The organism is Streptomyces sp. 549, from assembly GCF_030124175.1.
Taxonomy (GTDB): domain Bacteria; phylum Actinomycetota; class Actinomycetes; order Streptomycetales; family Streptomycetaceae; genus Streptomyces.
Window position 1 is genome coordinate 151,540 of record NZ_JASKMT010000001.1, and the last position, 22,613, is coordinate 174,152.

26 protein-coding genes are annotated in these 22,613 nt (G+C 74.0%); 15 read left to right on the forward strand and 11 right to left on the reverse strand.

Translation table 11 applies throughout. The annotated features are described in order from the left end of the window. Window positions 1-24: 24 nt before the first annotated feature. Window positions 25-864, reverse strand: coding sequence for a SigB/SigF/SigG family RNA polymerase sigma factor (locus QNO07_RS00645; protein WP_283989290.1), 840 nt, complete (start codon window positions 862-864; stop codon window positions 25-27). Between the two features lie 296 nt (window positions 865-1,160). On the opposite strand from QNO07_RS00645, the gene QNO07_RS00650 reads away from it, so the two are divergent. The 7 genes from QNO07_RS00650 (at window position 1,161) to QNO07_RS00680 (ending at window position 5,932) form a co-directional block, all read left to right on the forward strand. Next, window positions 1,161-1,595, forward strand: a complete 435-nt coding sequence (locus tag QNO07_RS00650) for a DUF4383 domain-containing protein (protein WP_283989292.1) — start codon at window positions 1,161-1,163, stop codon at window positions 1,593-1,595. A 148-nt stretch (window positions 1,596-1,743) separates the two neighbouring features. After that, window positions 1,744-2,901 carry an NAD-dependent epimerase/dehydratase family protein gene (locus QNO07_RS00655; protein ID WP_283989293.1) on the forward strand — a complete coding sequence of 386 codons (1,158 nt, stop codon included), beginning with the start codon at window positions 1,744-1,746 and terminating at the stop codon, window positions 2,899-2,901. A 373-nt stretch (window positions 2,902-3,274) separates the two neighbouring features. Continuing rightward, a complete protein-coding gene (locus QNO07_RS00660) occupies window positions 3,275-3,799 on the forward strand; it encodes an HAD-IIIA family hydrolase (protein WP_283989295.1) in 525 nt (174 codons plus the stop codon). Between the two features lie 87 nt (window positions 3,800-3,886). Next, the gene (locus QNO07_RS00665; protein ID WP_283989296.1) at window positions 3,887-4,441 is read left to right on the forward strand and encodes a cysteine hydrolase family protein; all 555 of its coding nucleotides are present in this window, start codon (window positions 3,887-3,889) and stop codon (window positions 4,439-4,441) included. A gap of 121 nt (window positions 4,442-4,562) precedes the next feature. Continuing rightward, entirely contained in the window at window positions 4,563-4,886 is a 324-nt protein-coding gene (locus QNO07_RS00670; protein WP_283989297.1) for a plasmid stabilization protein, read from the forward strand. A gap of 94 nt (window positions 4,887-4,980) precedes the next feature. After that, complete coding sequence (locus QNO07_RS00675; protein WP_283989298.1) at window positions 4,981-5,637, forward strand: HemK2/MTQ2 family protein methyltransferase; 657 nt, start codon at window positions 4,981-4,983, stop codon at window positions 5,635-5,637. After that, complete coding sequence (locus QNO07_RS00680; protein ID WP_283989299.1) at window positions 5,618-5,932, forward strand: CDGSH iron-sulfur domain-containing protein; 315 nt, start codon at window positions 5,618-5,620, stop codon at window positions 5,930-5,932. Before QNO07_RS00675 ends, QNO07_RS00680 begins: the two co-directional genes overlap by 20 nt. Window positions 5,933-6,035: 103 nt before the next feature. Here QNO07_RS00680 and QNO07_RS00685 read toward each other — a convergent pair whose 3' ends face one another. From QNO07_RS00685 to QNO07_RS00705, 5 genes are all read right to left on the reverse strand, one after another. Then, complete coding sequence (locus QNO07_RS00685) at window positions 6,036-7,106, reverse strand: iron-containing redox enzyme family protein (protein WP_283989300.1); 1,071 nt, start codon at window positions 7,104-7,106, stop codon at window positions 6,036-6,038. 178 nt (window positions 7,107-7,284) lie between these two features. Beyond that, window positions 7,285-8,202, reverse strand: a complete 918-nt coding sequence (locus QNO07_RS00690) for a ribokinase (protein WP_283989593.1) — start codon at window positions 8,200-8,202, stop codon at window positions 7,285-7,287. A 56-nt stretch (window positions 8,203-8,258) separates the two neighbouring features. After that, window positions 8,259-8,699: a YchJ family protein gene (locus QNO07_RS00695; RefSeq protein ID WP_283989301.1), complete on the reverse strand. Its 441-nt coding sequence runs from the start codon at window positions 8,697-8,699 to the stop codon at window positions 8,259-8,261. Window positions 8,700-8,799: 100 nt separating this feature from the next. Continuing rightward, window positions 8,800-9,186 carry a DoxX family protein gene (locus QNO07_RS00700; RefSeq protein ID WP_283989302.1) on the reverse strand — a complete coding sequence of 129 codons (387 nt, stop codon included), beginning with the start codon at window positions 9,184-9,186 and terminating at the stop codon, window positions 8,800-8,802. 204 nt (window positions 9,187-9,390) lie between these two features. Continuing rightward, window positions 9,391-10,248, reverse strand: a complete 858-nt coding sequence (locus QNO07_RS00705) for an SAM-dependent methyltransferase (RefSeq protein WP_283989303.1) — start codon at window positions 10,246-10,248, stop codon at window positions 9,391-9,393. A gap of 267 nt (window positions 10,249-10,515) precedes the next feature. Here QNO07_RS00705 and QNO07_RS00710 point away from each other — a divergent pair, with 267 nt between their 5' ends. Continuing rightward, window positions 10,516-11,769: an SAM-dependent methyltransferase gene (locus QNO07_RS00710; protein ID WP_283989594.1), complete on the forward strand. Its 1,254-nt coding sequence runs from the start codon at window positions 10,516-10,518 to the stop codon at window positions 11,767-11,769. Further along, complete coding sequence (locus tag QNO07_RS00715; RefSeq protein ID WP_283989304.1) at window positions 11,766-12,527, forward strand: PIG-L family deacetylase; 762 nt, start codon at window positions 11,766-11,768, stop codon at window positions 12,525-12,527. The genes QNO07_RS00710 and QNO07_RS00715 overlap by 4 nt, the downstream gene beginning before the upstream one ends. 73 nt (window positions 12,528-12,600) lie before the next feature. On the opposite strand, the gene QNO07_RS00720 is transcribed toward QNO07_RS00715, so the two are convergent. After that, the gene (locus QNO07_RS00720; protein WP_283989305.1) at window positions 12,601-13,770 is read right to left on the reverse strand and encodes a PP2C family protein-serine/threonine phosphatase; all 1,170 of its coding nucleotides are present in this window, start codon (window positions 13,768-13,770) and stop codon (window positions 12,601-12,603) included. Between the two features lie 96 nt (window positions 13,771-13,866). On the opposite strand from QNO07_RS00720, the gene QNO07_RS00725 reads away from it, so the two are divergent. The 6 genes from QNO07_RS00725 to QNO07_RS00750 all read left to right on the forward strand — a co-directional run bounded on the left by QNO07_RS00725 (window position 13,867) and on the right by QNO07_RS00750 (window position 19,176). Beyond that, window positions 13,867-14,373 (forward strand): MarR family winged helix-turn-helix transcriptional regulator, encoded by a 507-nt coding sequence (locus QNO07_RS00725; protein WP_283989306.1) that lies wholly within the window; start codon window positions 13,867-13,869, stop codon window positions 14,371-14,373. A 668-nt stretch (window positions 14,374-15,041) separates the two neighbouring features. After that, on the forward strand, window positions 15,042-15,923 hold the full coding sequence (locus tag QNO07_RS00730) for an STAS domain-containing protein (protein ID WP_283989307.1): 882 nt from the start codon (window positions 15,042-15,044) through the stop codon (window positions 15,921-15,923). Next, window positions 15,920-16,330: an STAS domain-containing protein gene (locus QNO07_RS00735; RefSeq protein WP_283989308.1), complete on the forward strand. Its 411-nt coding sequence runs from the start codon at window positions 15,920-15,922 to the stop codon at window positions 16,328-16,330. The genes QNO07_RS00730 and QNO07_RS00735 overlap by 4 nt, the downstream gene beginning before the upstream one ends. Then, entirely contained in the window at window positions 16,314-16,862 is a 549-nt protein-coding gene (locus QNO07_RS00740) for an anti-sigma regulatory factor (protein WP_283989309.1), read from the forward strand. The genes QNO07_RS00735 and QNO07_RS00740 overlap by 17 nt, the downstream gene beginning before the upstream one ends. Continuing rightward, window positions 16,847-17,896 (forward strand): SpoIIE family protein phosphatase, encoded by a 1,050-nt coding sequence (locus QNO07_RS00745; protein ID WP_283989310.1) that lies wholly within the window; start codon window positions 16,847-16,849, stop codon window positions 17,894-17,896. Before QNO07_RS00740 ends, QNO07_RS00745 begins: the two co-directional genes overlap by 16 nt. Further along, on the forward strand, window positions 17,893-19,176 hold the full coding sequence (locus tag QNO07_RS00750; protein WP_283989311.1) for a PP2C family protein-serine/threonine phosphatase: 1,284 nt from the start codon (window positions 17,893-17,895) through the stop codon (window positions 19,174-19,176). Before QNO07_RS00745 ends, QNO07_RS00750 begins: the two co-directional genes overlap by 4 nt. 54 nt (window positions 19,177-19,230) lie before the next feature. Here QNO07_RS00750 and QNO07_RS00755 read toward each other — a convergent pair whose 3' ends face one another. The 4 genes from QNO07_RS00755 to QNO07_RS00770 form a co-directional block, all read right to left on the reverse strand. Then, on the reverse strand, window positions 19,231-19,707 hold the full coding sequence (locus QNO07_RS00755) for a DUF3574 domain-containing protein (RefSeq protein ID WP_283989312.1): 477 nt from the start codon (window positions 19,705-19,707) through the stop codon (window positions 19,231-19,233). Further along, window positions 19,704-20,657 carry an NsdA family TPR-like regulatory protein gene (locus tag QNO07_RS00760; RefSeq protein ID WP_283989313.1) on the reverse strand — a complete coding sequence of 318 codons (954 nt, stop codon included), beginning with the start codon at window positions 20,655-20,657 and terminating at the stop codon, window positions 19,704-19,706. The genes QNO07_RS00755 and QNO07_RS00760 overlap by 4 nt, the downstream gene beginning before the upstream one ends. A gap of 102 nt (window positions 20,658-20,759) precedes the next feature. After that, window positions 20,760-21,965, reverse strand: a complete 1,206-nt coding sequence (locus QNO07_RS00765) for an MAB_1171c family putative transporter (protein ID WP_283989314.1) — start codon at window positions 21,963-21,965, stop codon at window positions 20,760-20,762. Beyond that, window positions 21,962-22,534, reverse strand: a complete 573-nt coding sequence (locus QNO07_RS00770; RefSeq protein WP_283989315.1) for an ImmA/IrrE family metallo-endopeptidase — start codon at window positions 22,532-22,534, stop codon at window positions 21,962-21,964. Before QNO07_RS00770 ends, QNO07_RS00765 begins: the two co-directional genes overlap by 4 nt. Window positions 22,535-22,613 lie beyond the last annotated feature (79 nt).

Here is a 22,613-nt window from a genome sequence, read left to right on the forward strand (position 1 = left end):
CTCTTCTTTCCAGCTACGCGGTTCTCAAGCAGCGACGCGTGTGTGACATGTTCGCTCCTCGCTCGTCTCGACCCCCTGGCGGATGGCTTCGAAAGTCCGACTGAGCAGCCGCGACACGTGCATCTGCGAAATACCCAGCTCCTCCGCGATACGACTCTGGGTCATTCCTTGGAAAAAGCGCATGTAGAGGATGCGGCGTTCCCGCTCGGGAAGTTTCTGGAGTTCCGGCTTGACGGCTTCCCGCTGGACCACCTGATCAAAACCCGGTTCTGCCGAACCCAGCGTGTCGGCCAGGGAATAGCCGTCCTCGGCGCCGGTCAGCTGGGCGTCCAGGGACAGCGTGCGGTAGCTCTCCAGCGCTTCGAGGCCGTCGAGCACCTCCTCCTCGGTGAGGCCGCTGTGCCGGGCCACCTGGGCGACGGTGGGACTGTCCGTTCCGGGCTGGAGGGTCAGGTCCCGGATGGACGTGCGCACCCGGTTGCGGAGTTCCTGCACTCTGCGCGGCACGTGCAGGTCCCACAGGTGGTCGCGGAAGTGGCGCTTGATCTCCCCGACCACCGTGGGCACGGCGAAGCTCTCGAAGGCGCTGCCGCGGTCCGGGTCGTAGCGGCTCACCGCCTTCACCAGACCCAGGGCCGCCACCTGCTGGAGGTCCTCCAGGGACTCCCCCCGGTTGCGGAACCGCAGCGCCAGCCGATGTGCCATCGGCAGCCATGCTTCGGCGATCCGCTGCTGCAGCAGATCCTTTTCGGCACCCTCGTCCATGGCGCACAGCCGCCGGAAATCGGCGTCGGTGTCGGGTGCGTCGTTGTGCGGGCGGCGAGCGCGGTGCGCACTCATGGGCGTGGGGCTCTGCAAGGTCATGGTGGCCTCTCCAGTGAACGCGGATTGCGATGAGAGCGGTCACCGGGGGAGAACACACCGACAAGAGCGGAGACAGCCGGCTGCGGGCAAAAGTCTCCCCCAGTGGTTGTGCCTCCGGTCCGAAGCATCATTCGGCGGCTTCCCGCCCAGTCCGGCGGCAAACGGAAAGTTCTCCTCCTGTGTGCCGACGGACCGCGCGACCGGGTACGCGCCACCCTCCCGCCGAGGTTTCGCGGAGTGCGGCGGGGAGACCCGGTGGCCCTCACTTCCGGTCCGGAACATGTCAGGAGAACGCCATGACCAACCCCCCGCCCGTCTCCCCCCGCCGTTCACCGGTGGCTCTCGCCGCCCTGGTGGTCGGGGTGGTCTTCCTGGTGGTGGGTCTGCTGGGCTTCATCCCGGGCATCACCACCAATTTGGACGGCATCACGTTCGCGGGCCACGAGTCCGAAGCCGAGCTGCTGGGTGTCTTCCAGGTCTCCGTGCTGCACAACCTGGTGCACTTCGTGTTCGGCCTCGCAGGTGTCGCCATGTCCCGCACCGCCTCGCTGGCCCGCGCCTACCTGATCGGTGGCGGTGCCGTGTACCTGGTGCTGTGGGTCTACGGCCTGGTGATCGACAAGGGCAGCCACGCGAACTTCGTGCCGCTGAACACCGCCGACGACTGGCTGCACCTCGTCCTCGGTGTCGGCATGGTCGCCCTCGGCCTGGTGCTGCCCCGCAGGAAGTGAGGCAGCACGGCCGCGGCCCGGCCCACGCCACCGGGCAGAACACCCTGCGGGAGCGGCCCCGCCGCTGGACCGGGGGCCGTTTCCGAACCCGGTCGAGGGGTACTCCGCGCCCGCGGCCCTCCGGCCGCGGAGCGGAAGGGAGCAGCGCATGCCCGAGCGAGGCGGCAGCAGCGAACAGCCCGCCGGGGCCCCGGCCCCGGACCCGGCCGCAGGAGTCGAACCGGAGTCCGCGCCGCTGCGGGTGGTGGTGACGGGAGCGACGGGCAACCTGGGCACCAGCGTGCTCGCGGCGCTGGGCGAGGACCCGCGCATCGGCTCGGTCCTCGGTCTTGCCCGGCGCCTCCCCCACCGGGCTCCGCCGAAGACCGAGTGGGCCGCCGCAGACGTCGGCGAGGACGGCAGCGAGGACGTGCTCACCGGCCACTTCCAGGGCGCCGACGCAGTGGTGCACCTCGCCTGGCTGCTGCAGCCGAGCCGGTCGCCGCTCACCACCTGGCGCACCAACGTGCTCGGCACCGTGCGGGTGCTGCGAGCCGCCGCGGCGGCGGGGGTGGCGACGGTGGTGTACTCCTCGTCGGTGGCCGCCTACTCCCCCGGGCCGCGTCACGACACCGGGCGGCGGGTCGACGAGAGCTGGCCCACGCACGGCTGGCCGGCTGCGGCCTACTCGCGGGAGAAGGCGTACAACGAGCGGGTGCTGGACGTCTTCGCCCGCGACCACCCCGGCGTGCGGGTGGTGCGCATGCGGCCCGGTTTCCTGTTCAAGCGGGAGTCCGCGATGGAGCAGCGGCGGCTGTTCGCCGGCCCGCTCCTCCCGAACCGCCTGCTGCGGCCCGGGGTGCTGCCGGTGCTGCCGGGCGTGGCCGGGCTGCGCTTCCAGGCGCTGCACACCGACGACGCGGCCGACGCCTTCCGGCGTGCGGTGACCAGCCCGGTCAGCGGCGCCTTCAACCTGGCGTCGGAACCGCCGGTGGACACCGCGGTGCTCGCCGGCCTGCTGGGCGCGCGCCACCCGGTGCGGCTGCCGCCGGCACCGTTGCGCGCGGCGCTGGCCGCCGCGTGGCGGCTGCGGCTGGTACCCGCCTCGCCCGACCTGTTCGACGCGCTGATGCACCTGCCGCTGCTCGACAGCGGGCGGGCCCGGCGGGAGCTGGGCTGGCAGCCGCTGCGGTCCGGTCCTGAGGCCGTGGCGGAGCTGCTGGCCGGTATGCGGGAGGGAGCGGGCGGTCCGACGCCTCCGCTGGCGTCCCGCCTGACGGGCGGCCGGGCGGCCGAGCTGGCCACCGGCGCCGGCTCCCGTCCCTGAACCCGCGGGCGCCCGGCGGGCGGTCCGGCGAACGGCGGGAAGCACCGAGGCACCCCCATCCCGTGGTTCGCGAGGTTCGCGTCGTTCACGTCGTTCGCGTCGTTCGCGTCGTTCGCGTCGTTCACGTGGTTCGCGTCGTTCACGTGGTGAGCCCGGCGCGCTGCTGCTCCGTCCGAGTGACGGCCAGGTGGGCTTGTGTTTCATATCCCGGCCCCCGGCAACTGCGGAAACCAGCTGGGCCCGCGCCCGCGTGCTCGCCCTCCCTCTGCACGGAGAACCCCATGCACCTCCTCGGCATCAACGAATCCCCGAGAGCGAAGCACCGCCCGCTCGGGCGGCTGCGCCACCGGGGGGCCACGGCTCGGAGCGAGCAGTGATCCCCGCACGCGCCGTGCTGTTCGACCGGGACGACACGCTGATCGTGGACCGCCCGGCCAACCGCGACCCGGAACTGGTCCAGCCCATGCCGGGGGCCCGGGAAGCGCTGCGCCGGCTGCGGGCGCACGGGGTGCGGGTCGGGGTGGTGACCAACCAGCCGGTGGTCGACGAGGGGCTGGTCCTGTGGGAGGAGCTGCTGCTCGTCCACGACCGGGTGGAGGAGCTGGTCGGCCGGTTCGACATGTGGAGTGTGTGCCCGCACCGCCGGGACGCGGGGTGCGGCTGCCGCAAGCCCGCGCCCGGCCTGGTGCACCGGTCGGCGCTGGGGCTGGGTGTGCAGCCACGCCACTGCGTGGTGGTGGGCGACATCGGGTCCGACATGGCTGCGGCCCGGGCGGCGGGCGCCAGGGGTGTGCTGGTGCCGACCGCGCGTACCCCCGTCAAGGCGATCCGGGACGCTCCGCTGGTAGCGATGGACCTGCTGGACGCCACCGACAAGGTCCTGAGCGGCTCGGCTTGAGGGCTCCGGTCGGCGCCTGCGCCCCGGTGGGGCAGGCAGGACCCGACGGACGCGGCCGGGAACGGCACGGAGACGAGGAGGACCGCCATGGGCGACACGGCCCTTGTGGTCATCGACATGATCAACACCTACGACCACCCGGACGCGGAGCTGCTGCGGCCCTCCGTGGAGAAGGCGCTGCCCGAGATCCGCCGGCTGATCGACGCGGCCCGGCGCTCGGGCACCGAGGTCGTCTACTTCAACGACAACTTCGGCCGGTGGCGCTCCCATCACGACGAGCTGATCAACACCGCTCTGGAGGGTCCGCACCGCGAACTGGTCGAACCGGTCCGCCCGGACGACAGCTCGCTGTTCGTGATCAAGGCGCGTCACTCGATCTTCTACCAGACGCCGCTGGAGTACCTGCTCGCCGACCTCGGTGCGCGCCACCTGGTGCTGTGCGGACAGGTCACCGAGCAGTGCGTGCTGTACTCCGCGCTGGATGCCCACATCCGCCACCTCGAGGTCACCGTCCCCCGGGACGCGGTCGCCCACATCCACTCCGAGTTGGCCGACGCGGCGCTGGAGATGATGGAGCGCAACATGGGCGCCACCGTCTGCTCGGCGGGCGACGTCGGGTTCGCCGACGCCGCGCGGGAGTGACCCGCCGGAGCGACCCCCTGGGGGGCGGCCGGGAGGACGACCCGCGTGCACTGGCTTGTGCTCCGGCCCATCGGGTACCCGCCCGACCACCCACCACCGCGTCACCGAGGAGGTCGATCCCATGCCGAGCGGTTCCTCACCCAAGCGGGAACGGCAGTACGAGCACATCAAGGAGAGCGTCGAGGAGCGGGGCGGCAGCACTGAGCGCGCCAAGGAGATCGCCGCACGCACCGTGAACAAGGAGCGGGCCCGCTCCGGCGAGAGCCGCACCGCCAGCCGCGTCTCGACCGAGGACATGTCGTCGTCCCGGCGCGGCGGTCAGCGGTCGCACTCCGGCGCGGCCGGCCCGACGTACGACCAGCTCTACGCGGAGGCGCAGCGCCGCGACATCAAGGGCCGCTCCTCCATGAGGAAGGACGAACTCGCCAGGGCGCTCGGGCGCTGAGCCGACCGGCCCAGCGGGTGGCCGGAGCGTTCGGCAGCTTCACGACCAGCAAGGACACGGGTTTGCACCGCTGATCACGGGCTACCCGACCGCCGTGCTGATCCTGAAACCCCCTGGGGTGTACGCCACGCAGGAGGACACCGACCTCCTCGTCGAGTCGCTGCGCAACGAGCGGCTCGGTCCGCAGTCGAGAGTGCTCGACATGGGCACCGGCACGGGCGCGCTCGCCATGGCGGCGGCCCGGTCCGGAGCCGGCCGGGTCACCGCTACGGACGCGTCCGCCCGGGCGGTGCTCACCGCCCGGCTGAACGCACGCCTCAACGGCCTGCGGGTACGGGTCGTCCGCGGAGACCTGGTGCCGCCTGACGGCGCCGACGGGTTCGATCTCGTCCTGGCCAACCCGCCCTACGTGCCCTCTCCCGGCGTGCGCCTGCCGCGCCGCGGTCCGGCACGGGCGTGGGACGCGGGGCCCGACGGCCGGGTGTTCATCGACCGGATCTGCCGGGGCGCCACCGACCTGCTCGCCCCGGGCGGGGTGCTGCTGATGGTGCACTCGGCGCTGTGCGGCGCCGAGCAGACGGTGGAACTGCTGGGCCGGGCCGGCATGGCGGCATCGGTCACCGAGCGGCGCTTCGTGCCGTTCGGTCCGGTGATGCGGTCGCGTGCGTCCTGGCTGACCGAGCGCGGCCTGATCGCGCCCGGCGCCGACAAGGAGGAGTTGGTGGTGGTCCGTGCCCGACGACAGGACTGAGCCGGCCCGCCGGGTCACGACGGAGCCGGGCGGCCCGGTGCTGATCGAGGGCCCCGTGGAAGTGGTGCTGCCCGACGGCCGGACGGAGCGGTCCGACCGGTTCGTGGTGGCGCTGTGCACCTGCCGCCGCAGCCGCAGCTACCCCTGGTGCGACACCAGCCACCGCCGCCGCACGGGCGGCAACGAGCGGAGCGGCAGCGACCGTGGCGCCGGGGCCGACGGGCCCGGCGGGACCGGCGAATCCCCCGGAGACGGCGACGCATCCCCGGCGGCCGAGGGCCCGTCCCGGAGCTGAGCCTCGGGCGGGCGGGCAGCCGTCGCCCCGCCCCCGGACCTCCCCCACCGCACGCTCCCGCAGCCGGCCGGCTGCCTTCGCAGGCCCGCTGCGGGAGGCACGGCTACCGCAACGGGACGCGCAGGGAGGAGCGGCCGGCTCGCCAGCACGTCAGCAGGTGGTCCGCGAGTGCCTGCTCGGTGAACTCCGTCGCGTCCATGCCGAAGGCCACGTCCGCCTCCAGCCCGGGCTCCTGGCGGAGCAGGTCCGCCACCACGTCCCTCCGCACGATCTGCTCGTGCACCGCGTCGGCCTCCACGTGCTCCCGGTAGAAGTGCGCGGCGGCCTCCCCCGCATCCAGCCGCTCCATGGCCTGCGCCAGACGCCGGGAGGCGGGCGAGGAGGTGATCTCGACCGCCGCGAAGTGGCCGACGAGCGCGCCGCGCAGGGTGCGGTGCAGGCCGAACAGCGACATCAGGTTGACCAGGGTGAGCATCGGCGCCGGCGCGGCGTCCAGATGGGCTCCGTAGGCCGGGTCCAGTCCCAGGTCCGCCAGCAGCGCGGCGAACAGCTCGGCGTGCACCCGGTCGCCGCGCCCGGCGCCGAACTCGTCGAACTCCACGGCGACCATGGCGGCCTTCGCCTGTCCGCGCAGCCGGGGAATGACCCAGGCGTGCGGATCGGCCTCCTTCAGGTGGTAGAGCGAACGCTGGGCGGCGTACTCCCGCACCTGCCACAGCTCTCCGCGCTCGCTCGCCAGGAAGTGCGACACACCGTCGCCGTCGACGGGCTCCACGAGCAGGCCCGCCATCGCGTCGGCCACCGCGGTGTGCCGGGTGGCGTCCTCGCGCAGCGCGCCGAGGAAGCGGCCCTCCAGGGCGGCCCGCAGCCGCAGCAGTTCCGGGTCCCACTCCCAGTCACCGCTGACCTGTGCGAAGGAGGCGTAGTGCAGCTCGTAGCAGAGGTAGAGCGCCAGTTGCAGGTCGTCGCCGTACGGGTCGGCCGCCTGCACCGGGTCGGGGGCGCCGGCGGACCGCTCGGGCAGCAGCCGGGCGCCGCCGGGCGGGCCGGACAGCGCGCGGATCACGGCGTCCGACAGCTCTCCTCTGCCGGGGGGAAGGGCGGGGCCGGTGGCGGCGATCTGCCGGGGCGGCTCCGGCCGGGCCGGCAGGGTGTCGGGGGTGGCCGACGGCATCGGGTGCTCCTTCACTGGGCGAGGACGCCTTGGGGACGCGCCTCCTCGGACGGCCGCTGGGATGCCGCCCGTCCAATGCGGGGGTGCGGCGCGCGGCCGTCACCGGGTTCCCGGCGCCCCGGGCAGCAAACCAGCGGGTGATCACCGCGCCTGAGGATGAGCTGGGCGTGCCCGCAGGTCAGTCGGCCGGCGGGGCGTCGGGCAGCGGCCCGGTCGCCTGGGCTCCCGCGCGGGTTGTCGCCGCCGCTCCCACCCGTACCGCGTGGCGCACGGCGTCCGGCAGCGGGTCGCCGACGGACAGCCGCCAGGCCAGGGCGCCGGTGAACGCGTCTCCGGCGCCGGTGGTGTCCACCGCGGTCACCTGCGGGCTGGGCACGCTCCGCACGCCGTCAGGTGTCGCCAGCACCGCTCCCGCCGCGCCGCGGGTCACCACCACCGAGCGGGGTCCGCGTCCCAGCAGCGCCGTCGCCCACTCGTGCGCGTCGGGGCTCTGCGCGGGCTCCGCAGCGTCACCCGGACCGTCCGCCAGCAGGGTCCGCGCCTCGTGCTCGTTGCAGACCAGCGGATCGCAGACGGCCAGCACCTCGGGCGGCACGCCCCCCGGCGGAGAGGGATTCAGGACCACCCGGGCCCCGGCCGCGGTCGCGGCGCCCGCCGCGGCGCGCACCGTCTCCGGCGGGATCTCCCGCTGCAGCGAGACCACCCGGGCGGCTTCGAACAGCGGACCGGCGGCGTGCACGTCGTCCGGGGTCAGCCGGGCGTTCGCCCCCGGCGCGACCACGATGCTGTTGTCGCCCTCGCAGTCCACCGTGATCAGCGCGACACCGGTGGGCCCGGCCCCGGTCAGCAGCGCGTCGGTGCGCACCCCGGCCTCCGCCAGCGAGGCGGCGACCAGCCGGCCGTGCGCGTCGTCTCCGACGCGGGCCAGTAGGGCCACTCGCGCGCCGAGCCGGGCGGCGGCCACCGCCTGGTTCGCGCCCTTGCCGCCGGGGCTCGTCACCAGGTCACCGCCGAGCACGGTCTCCCCCGGCCCGGGCCGCCGCTCGACCGCCGTGGTGAGGTCGACGTTCGCCGACCCGACGACCAGCAGGTCCAGGCCCTGCCCCGGCGCGGCGGGGCCGACGGCAGCCGGGCCCTGCTCCCTCGACGGGCTCACGGCAGGATCTCGCCGTCCACGTAGACCCAGGCGCCCTCATGCCGCACGAATCGGCTCCGCTCGTGCAGCGCGCCGGCCCGGCCCTTCTCGGTGAAGTGCGCCCGGAACTCGACGGTCCCCTCCTGGTGGAACGCGGTCCCGCCGCTCTCGGCCAGCACATCGAGGCCCGTCCAGCGTGTGCCGGCGTCGAGACCGAGGTGGCCGGGCCGGGTGGCGGGGTGCCAGCTGCGCAGCAGGTACGCCTCGTCGCGGACGGCGAACGCCGCGTAGCGCGAGCGCATCAGCCGCACGGGTGAGGGCGCGGCGGCCTCGCCCCGGTGCAGCGGGCAACAGCAGTCCGCGTAGCCGGCGGGCAGGCCGCAGGGGCAGCCGTCGAGCGGCTTCGGGGTGCGCCGGGTGGGAACGTCACGGGGTGGGGGCGGGGTGCGTCGGGCCATACGACCAGTGTGGCGGAACGGCCCCGCCCCGAGCTGCCGCCGGTGGGCCGCGCGCTGTTCCGCGCGCGGCCCACCGCCGGGAGGGGGCCTCAGCGGCGGTTCAGCGACCGCTGCGGGCCGGGGCGTCGCGCGCGACGCTGCGCGCCCACAGCACCAGCGGTACCTGGAGCGGCACCCGGCCGTACATCGCGGCCCGCACCGGCAGCGGCCGGTTCCGCCAGTCCCGGGCCATCTTGACGTTGGCCGGGAGTACCGCGACGAAGAAGGCCGCCGTGGCGAGCGCGCCGACGCGGCGGGTGCGAGGCACCGCGACGGCCGCGGCCAGCAGCAGCTCGGCGACGCCGCTCACCCGGGTCCAGGTCCGGGCACTGCCGGGAAGGGACGACGGCACGATCGCGTCGAAGGGGCGCGGCACGGCGAAGTGCGCCACTCCGGCGGTGGCCAGCAGGCCGACCAGCAGCCGCGCGGATCGGTCGGTGGGGGTCACGGGCTCTCCCAGGGGCTGCGGTACGGCGGTGCGAGGGGGCGAGCCCATTCTTACCGTGGGGTAACCGCCGGCGACAGGGGCCGCCGGTTCCGAACCGGCAACGGACCTCCGCCACCCCGGACAGAGGTCCGTGCCGGGCGGAGGCGGCGGGGGCACGCGGCGCGGTGGCGGTGGCACGGTCGCGGGGCCTTGCCACGAGGTCTGCTACGGCTTGCGGGCCACGCCGCAGTAGAAGGCCACCTCTTCCGGCTCTTCCGGCTCTTCCGGCTCTTCCGGCTCACCGCCGAACGGCGACGGCTCGGGGCGCCAGCGCGAGCAGGAGACGACCCCGGGCTCCAGCAGGTCCATGCCGTCGAAGAACGTCGCGACCTCCTCCGGGGTCCGCTGGTGCAGCTTGGGCGTGCCCACCGAGTTCCAGAACCTGACCGCCTCGTCCACGTCGGTGAGGCCGGGCGCGGTGATGGTGTGCGACAGCACCAGGTAGCTGCCGGACGGCACCGCGTCGACCAGGGTCCGGATGATCGACCGGGCCCGGTCGGTGTCGGCGACGAACATGACGATGCCCAGCAGCATGATCGCGGTCGGCTTTCCGAGGTCGAGCGTGCGCGTCGCCTCCCGCAGGATGGACTCCGGGTCGTGCAGGTCGGCCTCGACGTAGTCTGTGGCGCCCTCGGATGTGCTGGTGAGCAGCGCCCTGGCGTGGGTCAGTACCAGGGGGTCGTTGTCGACGTAGACGATGCGCGACTCCGGAGCCACCCGCTGGGCCACCTCGTGCGTGTTGTCCGCGGTGGGCAGGCCGGTGCCGATGTCGAGGAACTGCCGGATGCCGGCGTCCTGCCCCAGGTGGCGCACGGCACGCCCGAGGAAGGCCCGGTCGGCGCGGGCGTAGTCGAGGATGCCCGGGTGGAGCTGGCGGATCTGGTCGCCGGCGGCGCGGTCCACCTCGTAGTTGTCCTTGCCGCCCAGCCAGTGGTTCCACATCCGGGCCGAGTGCGGCACGGTCGAGTCGATCCGGGACAACACCTGGTCGGAGTCTTCGGAGTGGTCGGAGCCCGAGGTCATGAGCATCTCCTGTCGTACGTGGCGCGCCTGTACCGGCACCAACGTAAGCCCAAGCGGTCGCCGTGACAGGTACCTTGCCGCGTCGACCTGGCCGAATCCCGTCGTCGCCGTCGGCCGGTCAGCGCGGCGGCACCGGAGCGGGAGGCGGGGGCCGACCGAACCGCCCAGTGGTCTGGACCAGTTGGGGCGCCAGTGGTTAAGGTCCTGGCACGGCGCCGCGCACCGCGTGCGGTGCCGCCGACCGGCCGCGCCGACGACAGGACCGTGGTGATCGACCTCATAGTGGTGCTCCGAGCCGAGGACGCCGTGCTGGACTTCCTCTCCGTACTGGCCGCGACGGACGGAGGTGACGCGGGGGTACTGATCGCCGACCGGGCCGACCGGGCCGACCGGGCCGACCGGGGGATCTTCGTGCCGCTCCCCGCCGGTGCCGCCCTGGCCGAACGGCTGGAACTGCTCGGTGCCCACGTCCGCCCACTGCCCGCAGACCACCCTGACGACGCACCCGCCGTGTCCTCGCCGGGACCGTCCTCACCCGTGCCGTCGTCGCCCGTGCCGTCCTCGCCGGGCCCGGACGCCCTGGCGGCCGCCGTCCTGCGCGCGGCCGACGGCCGCCCGGCACGCCTGTGGACGCACTCCCCGGCGGACAACAGGCGCACCCGGGGGCGCCTGGGCCGCGACCTGGCGGCGGCCGGCCACGGCCTGCCGGTGAGCCACGCGGTGGGCCACTCGCCTTACCTGCAGGTGGTGAGCGACCGCGACGTTCCGCTTTGCAGGCGGCAGGCCGCCGCCAAGACCGACTTCGTCAACCGCTTCTGCTCCGGCCTGTTACTCGCCGAGGCCTCCTCCCCCGGGGCCGCGGAGTACGTCGTGGACACCGCACGGGTACCGGCCGCCGAGCGCTTCTTCGCCGCCCGAGCCGAGGAGCGCGACCGCCTCTTCGCGCTGCTGGGCAGCCTCGGCGACGAGGCCGCCTCGGTCGCCGACCCCTGGGAGTTCGGCACCTCCGCCTACGAGGCCGAGCGGTTGGACGCCACCGCGGCCTGGATCGCCCGGCACCGCACGCCGGACGACGGACCGCTGGTAGAACTGGGCGCCTGCGAGGGCGCGTTGACAACCCGACTGGCCGGCAAGGGCTTCACCGTGCATGCCACCGAGCCCAATCCCGCCTTCCACACGCGCCTCGCCGCGGCGGACGCCCCCGGCATCACCGTGCACCGGCTGGACCTCGCCGCGCTCGCCGCGGGCCGGGGACCGCGGGGCAGCGCCGTACTGCTGGTGGAGATGCTCTACTACGGCCAACCGCCGCACCTGCTGGACGGGTTGACCGGCGACCTGCTGTTCGTGGCGCTGGCCCCGGAAACCCTCGACGCCGTCCTGGCACCTTGGCTGGAAACCTCCCCCCGCTGGTACGAGGCCGAGCGCACCCGACTGGTCGCACCGCGACTGGAAGCGGTGTGCGAGGGACGCGCCTACCTGGGCAAGCGCGGCAGCACCGGCGTACTCCTGGCCTCCCGGTGACCGCGCCCGAACCGGACGCGGAGAGCTGGCGCACGGTGGTCGTCTCACCGCACTTCGACGACGCCGCGCTGTCCCTGGGCGGGTTGCTGCCGCTGCTGCCCCGGCCCGCCGTGGTGGTCACCGTGCACGGTGGCGCGCCGCCGCCGGGCGCGGAGACCTCCTGGTGGGACCGGGAGTGCGGTTTCTCCACCGCCGCGGAGGCCCACCGGGTGCGCGTCGCCGAGGACGCCGAGGCCTGCGCTCTGCTCGGTGCCCGGCCCGTGCCGCTGGACGAGCCGGACGGGCCCTACCGGGACGCGGAAAGGGGCTTCCCCTCCCTGGTCCCGCTGCTGCGCCGGGCGTCCGCCGACGCCAGGGTGCTGCTGCCGCTCGGTACCAACCAGCCCGACCACGCACGCGTCCGCCGCGAGTGCCTGCGCACGCTCTCCGGGTTGCCGTCCGGCCGTCGGCCGGCGGTGTCCGTCTACGCCGACCTGCCCTACACCGGGCACCTGCCCGGCTGGGGCACCGAGCCGGGCGGCCGACTGGAGGAGTCGCTGCGGGCCAGCACCGACTTCGGCCCGGCGTTCCGCGAGCTGTCCCAGACGCACCGGATCGGACCGGTGCGCCTGCTCCGTCTGGACGACGGGCAGTGGGCGCGGAAGCGGGCCGCGGTGTGCTGCCACGCCTCGCAGCTCGCCGCGCTCGGCCAGGGCCACGGGTGCTTCCTCAGCCGCGAGGGGCCGCTGCACGCGGAGGCCGTCTGGCCGCTGCTGTGACCCCGGCCGGAGGCGCACGCGGTCGGCGGGCTCGCCGACCGCGTGCGCCTCCGGCCGGGGTCGGCCCCGCGTCTCAGCCCTGGCGGCCGCGCCAGTCGAGGCAGACCACCATCGCGTCGTCCTGGGACTGCGGCTCCCCCCGGTAGCCGGTGAGTTCGCGCAGCACGGCGCGGGGCACCTGCGAGGGGGGCAGCAGGCGGGAGTTGGTCACCGCGCGGGCGAGGGCCCGTTCGCTGTAGCGCTCCCCGGCGGGCGACGCCACGTCGTAGACGCCGTCGCTGACGAACAGCAGCCGGTCACCACGCTCGACGGTCAGGTTCTGCACCGTGTACACGGTGTCCTCGAACATCCCAAGCGGCAGCTGGGCCTCCAGCTCCACGGGTTCCACCACGCCGTCGCGCAGCCGCCAGACCTTCGGTGAGCCCGCGTCCACGATCTGCACCTCGCCGGTGGCCAGGTCGAAACGCAGCAGCAGCACCGACACATGCGCGGCGCCCCGGTGCTGGCCGTAGATCGCCTGGTCGGCGAGGCAGGCCTGCCCGACGAGGTCCAGCCCGGCCCGGCGGGCGTTGCGGAGCGCGTTGACGGCCAGGTTGGTGAGCAGCGCCGCCTCGATGCCCTCCCCCATGCCGTTGCTGACGGTCAGGGTGAGGTCCTGGCCCGACGTGGACCAGTCGAAGTTGTCGCCGTGGATGGCGTAGGCGGGTTCCAACTGCGCTCCGAGTTCGTACTCGGGGCGGGTGCAGGACCGGCCGGGCAGCAGCTGCCACTGCATCTCGGCGGCGAGCGTGAGCCGCTCGGCCCGCCGGGCCTGGAGGTACAGGTCGGTGTCGCGCTCGGCGACGACGATCTCGTGGCCGAGGACCTCGGCGACGTCCACCAGCTGGTTGACCATGTCCTCGGAGTAGACGTCAGCGGGCACGGTCACCGCCAGCACGCCAAGCCGGTCTCCCCGGACCGACACGGGGAGGTGTGCGGTGACGCTGTCGGGGCAGTCGTCCGAGCGGATATATGGTTGCTGGGCTCCGAAGGCCCTTCCGGACGCGCTGCTGTGGACGGAGAGGGGCACTGCGGTGTAGGGCAGTGCGTCGACGGGCTGAAGTATGGTCATCGCGTAGTCGGCCATCAACAGCTCCACCGTGGTGGCTGCGAAGTGCTTGATCAGTGCGTGACGAACCGCCTCCGGCAGTTCATGAGGTGCGGCACTGCGCAAGGCGCGCTCCACAGCCGCGAATCTGTCCACCGTTGTTGACCGCTTTCTCGAAGAACGCCATTCAGAAGGAGCAAAGCACCAGTCAGTCCGCCGGGGGCTGACAAGGCCGATTCGGAGTGTCACAGTATGGGCGTGAATTCCGCCGCCTCGCACCGAAGGGCTCAGGACGCCGCTCATGCGTCGCGCGAGGTCATCGAGCTGCTCGAGGTGCTGTGGGAGCGGGGCCGGGACGCCGTCTCATCCGCCCCGGTGTCGTCCTCGCAGCTGAGGGTGATGTACATCCTCGACCGCGACGAGGGCATCAACCTGCGCACGCTGGGCGAGGTGCTGGGCGCCGCGCCCTCCTCGGTGAGCAGGCTGTGTGACCGACTGCACGCGCTGGGGTTCGTCGAGCGGTCGCCCAGCCAGGTCAGCCGCCGGGAACTGCAGCTGCGGCTGACCGCCCGGGGCAAGGCATACCTGCGGGACCTGCGGTCGCGGCGCGAGGTGGCGCTGCTGAACGCGATAGACGGCATGCCCGCGTCGGCACGCACGGCGTTGATCGAGGGCCTGGCCAGTTTCCGGTCCGCGGTGGAGGAGGCCCCTCCGATCCGGGTGCCGGGCCGTTCCGAGCGTTCTTCCCGGACGGCGTGACCGGACTTCCGTACCCCGGCGCACCGCGTTCGTTCCCACCACTGCACTCCCCGCTCGCCGCATCCCGCACGCCCTCGGCGATGCCCGAGTCGTTCACCGCGCAGCGGCTCGCACCGCCTGGCAAAGAATCTTGCCATGCCGGGACAGTTGTCAACCGGAAACATTGCACGCACCTCACTCGGGCACACGGCTTCTCCCCCGTGGATCTTCCACCCGGTGACCCCGCAGGACCTCCCCCGCCCCACACCCCTCACCGCTTCCCCCGGACCGGCCGGCAGACGCACGGCACGGAAGCACGGCACCTCCCGCCGCACTCATCTCACCCGCCGCGCCGAACGCACGCGCCGCCGGCGGCGGCGGCGTGGCACCTTGGACGTGGCGCCTGCGGCCACTCGGGCCCGTACGCACAGGGAGTGTTTACCTCTCCCGGCGGCGGGCACCCGTCCTGAATTCCGACTCCGCCCGTCGGCGCGGCCCACGCGGCCACACCGACCGCCCCGCTCGCAAGCGGCCTCGGCTGGGCCGGACTTCCCTCAGATGGAGAGGGTCGCTAACATTTGTCGGACGACAACAAAAAGGCCGGCCAGGGACCAACTCCCCCCACCCGCACCGACGGGTCCGGGGCAGCGGCACCGCAGGCCGGCCGTCGACAGCGAAAGGGTCTCGGCTTGAGCACCGGCGAATCCACAGCACGGGAGCGCGTTCTCAGCGCGCTGCGCGAACGCGCTGACCAGATCGCCGACCGCTGGGTCCAGTTGCAGACGCAGCAGACCCCCTTCGGAGGCGGCATCAGCGAGAGTGAACACCGCGAGGAGGCCGACGCGTTGGTCGGCACGCTCACCACCGCTCTGGACAACGGCGCGCCGGTCGAGCGGGTGGTGACGGCCGATCGTGAGCTGCACCGGTCGGTTACCGAGTTCTCCCTGCGGCGGGCAAGGGGCGGCACGACACCGACCGCCACCGCACTCGCGCTGCTCGCCCTCAAGGAGGCCGTCCTGGAGGCCGTCCAGGACACCGCCGGCGAGGACGGCGACCTGTTCGAGGCAGCCCTGCTGGTCAACCGGCTGCTCGACGCGGCCGGAGCCCTCACCTTCGAGACCTACGTCGGCGGTCGGGAGGAGATCATCCGTCGGCAGAGCAGCCAACTGCTCGAGGCCTCCACTCCGGTGGTGCGGCTGTGGCAGCAGGTCCTCGCAGTCCCGCTCGTCGGCACGCTCGACACCGCCCGCACCCAGGTGGTCATGGAGAACCTGCTTCAGGCCATCCAGGAGCACGAGGCGCTGGTCGCCATCATCGACATCACCGGGGTGCCCACCGTGGACACCGCCGTGGCCCAGCACCTGATGCAGACCGTCAACGCGGTGCGCCTGATGGGCGCCGACTGCGTGATCAGCGGCATCAGGCCGCCGATCGCGCAGACGATCGCGCAGCTGGGCATCGACCTGTCGACCATCCTGACCAAGGCCACGCTCGCCGACGCCCTCAGGACAGCGGTGAAGCTGACCGGCAACGTCTCCCCCGAGGCCTCCGAAGCCCTGGCGGGTTCGTGAGCGCCCAGGCGTCCACCGGAGTACCGATTCTCCGGCTGGGCGACGTACTGGTCACCGGCCTGCTCAACGAACTCGACGACAAGACCGCCATGGCCTTCACCGAAGAGCTCACCGAACGCATCACCGCGGACGGAGCACGGGGCGTACTGATCGACATCACCCGGCTCGAGATCATCGACTCCTTCGTGGCCCGAACCCTGATGGAACTGACCACCGTGGCACGCCTGCTGGGCGCCCGCGTGGTGGTGGCCGGCATGCGGCCACCCGTCGCCATCACCCTGGTGGAGCTGGGACTCCGGCTGCCGGGCGTGGAGACCGCGCTGAACGCGGAACAGGGCATGGCCGCACTGGGTTGGCATCAGAGCCCACAGCCCCCGGAAGGGGTGCGACGTGAAGAACCCAGATGAGAACACGGCAGGTTTCACCCGCGACGCCGACACCGCAGCACACTCCCGCACCACCACCGGTACCCGCACGATCACGGCCGCGGCAGGACCGGGCCGAGGCAGCGCACAGGCCGGCAGCACCGCCGGCACCGGCAGGACGGCCACCCACGCGGTGCGCAGCGAGGAGGACCTGCTGACGGTCCGTCACGCCGTGCGCAACGCCGCGCTCCGGGTCGGCTTCGGCATCGTCGACCAGACCCGTGTGGTCACCGCGGCCAGCGAACTGGCCCGCAACGCCTACATCCACGGCGGCGGCGGCACCCTCACGCTGGAGCAGCTGGAGCAGCCCGGGCATCGCGGCCTGCGCATGACGACAAGCGACGACGGCCCCGGCATCCCGGACGTCGCGGCGGCCCTCACCGACGGCTACACGACCGGCGCCGGCCTCGGCCACGGCCTCGGCGGAGTACGCCGGCTGATGGACGAGTTCGAGATCCACTCTGTCCCCGGGAAGGGGACCACGATCCGCGCCACCAGATGGACCAGCCGTTGACCCGCACCACCTCGCCGACCGTCCAGGTGCGCATCGACCACTCCAGCGCCGTGCACGTGGCCGCCTCGGCGGCGCGCGCACTCGCCGAGCGGTGCGCGCTTCCCGGCGCGCTGCCCCACAAGGCCGCGGTCCTGGCCTCGGAGCTGGCCACCAACATCGACAAGCACGCCAAGGACGGCACGCTCTACCTCCGGCGGCTGCCGCTCGGCGGGGGCCTGGAGATCACCGCCGTCGACCGGGGCCCCGGCATCCCCGATGTGGCGGCGGCCTTCACCGACGGCTACACCACCACCGCGACCCTCGGTTCCGGCCTGGGCGCGATCCGGCGGATGGCGACGGACTTCACCCTCCGCACCGAGAGCGGCACCGGCACCCTGGCCTGCGCCCGCCTCAGCCCGCCCGAGCAGGCCGCGGCCGCCCGGCAGGAGCTGGGAGCGGTGTGTCTGCCCGCCGAGGCCGAGGAGCACTGCGGCGACGCCTGCGCTGCCGCCGACACCGGGGACTCCCGCACGGTCATCGTCGTCGACGGCCTCGGACACGGCCCGCAGGCCGCCGAGGCCGCCCAGTGCGCGCTGCGTGCCTTCCACCGGGTGCCGGAGAGCACCCTTCCGGACATCCTCACCACCGTGCACCGGTCGCTGCGGCACACCCGCGGCGCCGCCGCCGGTGTGCTGCGGCTGCGAGCCGGCCAGGCCGAGTACGCGGGCATCGGCAACGTCCGGGCTCTCGTCCTCACCCGCACCGAGGCGCGCCACCGGCTCACCGGCCAGCCCGGAGTGCTGGGCCTCACCATGCCGGCCCCCCGCGTGCACCGCATACCGCTCACCCCGGACTCCACCGCCGTGCTGCACAGCGACGGCATCTGCCCGCGCTGGGCGCATCTCCCCTCGCCCTTCCTCCTGCGGCTTCCGCCCTCGCTGCTCGCCGCAGCCGTCGCCCACGGGCACCGCCGCACCCGGGACGACGCCACCGTGCTCACGGTGCGCCCCCGGCATGTCCCCCCTACCCCACAGACCCCGCGGAGCCGTCCGTGACAGAGACCGAGTTCCGCTCGCTGCCCCCACTGCGGCGCGCGGTACGCCGACTCGCCGAGACCCACCAGCTGCCCGCCGAACTGCGCGCCCGGCTGGTGCTGTCGGTGACCGCGCTGGCCGGCGCCCAGCTGAAGGCCGGGCGCGGAGTCACCCTGTCCACCCGTCAGGAGCCGGGCCCCGACGCCCACGTCACGCTCGCCGTCACGTTGCGTTCGCCGCAGGCGCCCGGTCCGCTGGACACGGCGGGCCTGCCGCTGCCCGCCCAGCCGGGGGCAGCTCGAAGCGCCATGTGGCGGCTGCCGGTCCCCGCCCAGGCGGAGCGCCGCCCCGCCCTGCCTCGGCACCGGGGCGACGGCGCGCCGGAGCCGTCCGAAGTGGACGTACTGGAGGAGGAGCTGCGGGCGGCGCTCGCCCGCGCCGACTCCCTCGCCGCCGAACACCACCGCCTGAAGCACGAACTGGCCGAGACCAACAGCGGAGTGCTGGCGCTGTACGTGCAGTTGGAGGAACGCGACGAGCGGCTGCGCAGCGCCCACGGCCAGACGCTGCGCGAGCTGGAGGACGCCCTGCGCCCGCCTCCGGTGGCGGCGGAGGGCCTGGAACTGGGCGTCCACTACGCCCCGGCCGACAAGGACGCACCGACCGGCGGTGACCTGTACGACTGGTTCACCCTGCCGGACGGGTCCGTGCACATCACCGTCGTCGACGCCCTCGGGCACGGTGTCCGCAGCACCCGCAGCGCGCTGAACGTCACCCATGCGGTGCGCACCCTCGCCCTGGAGGGGCACCCGCTCCAGTCGATCATCGCCCGCACCGACGAGATCCTGATGCCGTTCGACGGGGACCTCATGGCCAGCGTGCTGCTGGCCCGGCTCGACCCGGCCACCGGCGACGTGCGGCTGGCCAACGGCAGTCACCCTCCGGCCCTCGTCACGCGGGCCGACGGCTCGTCGGAGTACCTGGAGGTCCGGGGCAGGGGCATCGGCTTCCCGCTGCCGGGCAGTGAGAGGCTGCTGGCCACCCGTCTCGACCCGGGTGACCTGCTGCTGCTGTACACCGACGGACTCACCGAGAGCCGCCGGGACCCGGCGGAGGGCGAAGCGCGGCTCGTCGAGAGCGCGCGCCGCCACCGGCACCGCCCGGCGGCCGAGATTCCAGGCGCCGTCGCAGCCGACATGCACACCGTCATACTCCACGCGGACGACACGCTGGCGCTCGCCGTACGCCGGGACGGGCCCGCCCTCTCGGCGGACCCCGTGCCGCCCGCCCGACGCGGCTGACCCGGCCACCTGCCCGCGCCGACCGGGCGGGCGGCGCGGGCAGGGCGGGCCGGTTCAGAAGTCGGCGCGCACGGCGGCGTCGACCCGGCCGACGGACTCCAGCTCGTACTTGGTGGTGTACGCGTCGCGGATGGCCTCGATGTCGGCGTCCCGCTCCGCGTTCTCGGTCGCCGGGTAGAGCAGGATCAGCTCGTAGGAACGCTCACCGTTGATGGTGCCGGTGCGGTCCCGCCACTGGCCGTACCCCTCCTGCAGGGTCAGTCCGGCGGGGAACCTGGGGGTGATCTCCCGGTCGAGGAACGCGCGGAACTCCGCGTCCGTGATGGGCGGTTCGCCGCCGTGCCGGCCCGTGCCGAAGAACAGGCGGGTCTCGCTGTACCGTTCACCGCGTCCGGCCTCCGCAGCCGCCGGGACGGGCGGGGCGGCCGCGCCCCCGAAGGGAGCGGGACGTGCGGCGAACGCGCCCGCCGCCAGCAGGACGAGCAGGCCGGCGAGTGCGACGAGGACGGCGGACCGCAGCTGCACCTTCACGTGGGGCTCCTCGGGGTGTCGGGGTGGCCCCCGGTACGCGGTCGCGCACCGGGGGTTCGGATGCCGATCTCCTGCACGGCGTCGCGCAGCCCGGCGGGCGCCCGCGGGTGCCGCCGGACCTGCCGCAGCGCCGTGCGCAGCACGGCCGCCGTGCGGGCCGAGCCGCCGCCCGCGACCGCCCCGCGCGACGCGTGCAGTGCGACGGCTTGCTGCTCCGCCTCCCGCCAGGCTCCCGCCGCCACCAGCACGGACAGCAACTCGGCCGCGAACAGCGACCGGTAGGAGGGACCGGCGGGGCCGGCGGTCGCAAGGCGCAGGTGGGCGGCGGCCCGTTCCCGGTCCCCCAGAGCCGCCAGGACCAGGCCGCGGTGGCCCTGGAGCTCCTGCTCGTCGACCCACCACGTCCACTCCGGGTCGCGCGCTCCGGGACCGTCCAGGAAGAGCGAGCGGGCCCGGTCGGCCTCCACCAGCGCGCGCTGCCGCCCGCCCGCGTCGGCGTGGGCCCTCGCCGTGCGCAGGCGCAGCACGGCCGCCGTCCGCGGCGGTAGCGGGCCGGATTCCAGAGCCGCCTCGGCCCAGGCGCAGGCGGCGGCGGGACGTCCGTGGTGGGCCTCGCGCATGCTGAGGGTGGCGACGACCAGGTGCGCGGTGGCCCGGTCGCCCGCCTGGTCCGCCAGTTGCAGGGCCTGCCGGTTGACCCACCCGGCCGGCTGCCGGGCCCCGGCGTCGAACAGGATCCACCCGGCGGCGGACAGCAGGTGCGCCGAAACCGCCAGGACCTCGGCGCTGCCGTCCGCGCGGGCGGCGTCCGCGCAGTGCCGGGCGGCCCGCCGGGCCGCCGGGGCTGCGGCGACGGCACCTGCCGTCCGGTCCCGGGCGAGCAGCCGCGCCGCGAGCGCCCCGAGGGCCGCCGCGCGGTCCTGCGGGCCGGTGGGGGGCTGGGCGTTCATCTCCGGCTCCTGTCGGTGGGTACGCACGGTGCGAGGCTGTTCCCGGCACGTGTGCTCGTGGTGGGGATGCGGGGGCGTGGTGCGGGCCGGGGCGCGGTGTGTTCAGCGGGGCAGGGGCGGGGGGCGCTCCGGCAGCGGGGTCGGCGCGCGGGGCGCGACGAAGCATCGTGCGACCTCCGTGAGCCAGCGGATCTCCGCGTCCAGGTCGCGGTGTTCCGCGTGGGCGAACGAGGCGTCCTCCCCCACGGCCGGGGCGCCGTCCCTGCGGGCCCGCAGGGCATGCCGCAGCAGCAGCGCCTCGTAGGCGGTGGACGGCCCCTCCGAGGCCACCCCGGTACGGGCGGCCTCGCGGCCCGCCGCGTCCGGGTCGAGCCAGGGGCGCAGCGCCAGCTGGCCGTCGCGGATCTCGATCACCCGCCGGTACAGCCGGTAGCGCAGGTCACGCGGCGGCAGCACGTCCGCCCAGCGCGACGGCGGTGCGGCCAGCGCGATCTGCGGGCTGGCTCGGTACAGGGCCCACCACAGCGGGGCCAGCTGCCGGTACGCGCGGTACTCGCCCCACCAGCGCGCAGCCGCCGACAGCTTCGGGCCCCAGGACGGGACCGTCCAGCCGAACACCTGGAGCAGCGAGCCGACGCTGCCCGTCGTCCAGTACAGCCAGCTCCACGGGTTGTCGAAGCCCAGACGCATGCCGGCGATCTCGACGTAGCGGACCAGGCAGTAGCCGAGGATCAGGGTGCCGCCCGCGGTGACGGCGCGCATGCCGCGGCGCAGCCACGGCCGGTGCGCGATCCGCGCGTAGCGCAGCGACATCCGGACCGCGCCGATCTGGCCGACCGCGCAGACGGCGAGGTACAGCGCGAAGTACAGGGCGTAGCGCGGGTTCTCCATGTTGAGCGCGACGGTGACCTCCGCCGTGCCCTCCCGGGTGGGCGTGTTGACGAAGAAGAACAGCACCGCCAGCACCGCAAGCGCCGCGCCGAAGCCGAGCATGCGCCGCCGTGCCAGCAGCCGGGCGCGCGGCGGCGGGTGGGACCAGTGGACCAGGACCACCTGCTGGGCTGCGGTCAGCACCACCACCAGCGCCTGGCAGAGCAGGGTGGTGATGTTGGGGTGGTGGAGCAGCGCGTTGATGTGGGTGCGGATCTGGTCCAGTTCGACGACAAAACTGAGGCTGGAACAGAGGAAGTAGAGGCACAGCGCGATCAGCGCCGGATCGGTGCGCTGCCGCAGCGCCGCAGGCGCCTTGTAGAGGAAGGCCGCGAGACCGCCCAGCGCGCAGCTCCAGGACAGGACCTGGTAGATCATGAGCCGTGGTGGCGCTGCGGGGTGCCGGCGCCCAGTGCCAGCTCGATGCGTGCCAGGGTGTCGGCCGCCTCGGCGGGCGCGGGCGCGACGGGCTCGGCGGGTGCCGCCCGCACCCTGGTCAGCAGCAGCGTGGCCATGGTCTCCGCCTCCTGCTCTGCTCCCTCCTGGTAGCCGCACCGCCCCAGCACCCCGCGCACCGTGCCGGGGTCGAGGCTGGGGAACAGCACACGGGCCATCGAGTCGTCCAGGCGCTCCCCGCTGTGGTGGCCGCACAGGATGTGGGCCAGTTCGTGGGCGATGATGTGCTCCTGGTGGGGCCTGCTGGTGCGCGCCTCGTAGACCACGAAGTCCTCGGTGTCGGTGGCGATCCACAGGCCGTGCAGGCCGGTGGCGCGCAGGTCCATGGCGAGCGGCCGGATCGTGCGCCCGCGGCGCCTGCCGACGTGCGCGCAGAGCGCCTGGACGTCGTCGGCGTCGTCCAGGCCGTGGAGCAGTTCCTCGCAGGTACGGCGCAGCCCGGCAAGCCGGTGGGCCTGCTCGTGGCGCTCGCGCCGCCGGGTGGATGCCACGCCTCTCGCCTTTCCGTGTCCGCGCCCTCCCGGCTGCACGGGAGGGGAGCCGGGCCGCTTTCACAGTAGTGCGCGCACC

Coding starts and splice junctions, on each gene's coding strand:
- QNO07_RS00645 (WP_283989290.1), bottom strand. CDS start 864: ATGACCTTGCAGAGCCCCACGCCCATGAGTGCGCACCGCGCTCGCCGC.
- QNO07_RS00650 (WP_283989292.1), top strand. CDS start 1,161: ATGACCAACCCCCCGCCCGTCTCCCCCCGCCGTTCACCGGTGGCTCTC.
- QNO07_RS00655 (WP_283989293.1), top strand. CDS start 1,744: ATGCCCGAGCGAGGCGGCAGCAGCGAACAGCCCGCCGGGGCCCCGGCC.
- QNO07_RS00665 (WP_283989296.1), top strand. CDS start 3,887: ATGGGCGACACGGCCCTTGTGGTCATCGACATGATCAACACCTACGAC.
- QNO07_RS00670 (WP_283989297.1), top strand. CDS start 4,563: ATGCCGAGCGGTTCCTCACCCAAGCGGGAACGGCAGTACGAGCACATC.
- QNO07_RS00685 (WP_283989300.1), bottom strand. CDS start 7,106: ATGCCGTCGGCCACCCCCGACACCCTGCCGGCCCGGCCGGAGCCGCCC.
- QNO07_RS00695 (WP_283989301.1), bottom strand. CDS start 8,699: ATGGCCCGACGCACCCCGCCCCCACCCCGTGACGTTCCCACCCGGCGC.
- QNO07_RS00705 (WP_283989303.1), bottom strand. CDS start 10,248: ATGACCTCGGGCTCCGACCACTCCGAAGACTCCGACCAGGTGTTGTCC.
- QNO07_RS00725 (WP_283989306.1), top strand. CDS start 13,867: ATGGGCGTGAATTCCGCCGCCTCGCACCGAAGGGCTCAGGACGCCGCT.
- QNO07_RS00745 (WP_283989310.1), top strand. CDS start 16,847: ATGGACCAGCCGTTGACCCGCACCACCTCGCCGACCGTCCAGGTGCGC.
- QNO07_RS00760 (WP_283989313.1), bottom strand. CDS start 20,657: ATGAACGCCCAGCCCCCCACCGGCCCGCAGGACCGCGCGGCGGCCCTC.
- QNO07_RS00765 (WP_283989314.1), bottom strand. CDS start 21,965: ATGATCTACCAGGTCCTGTCCTGGAGCTGCGCGCTGGGCGGTCTCGCG.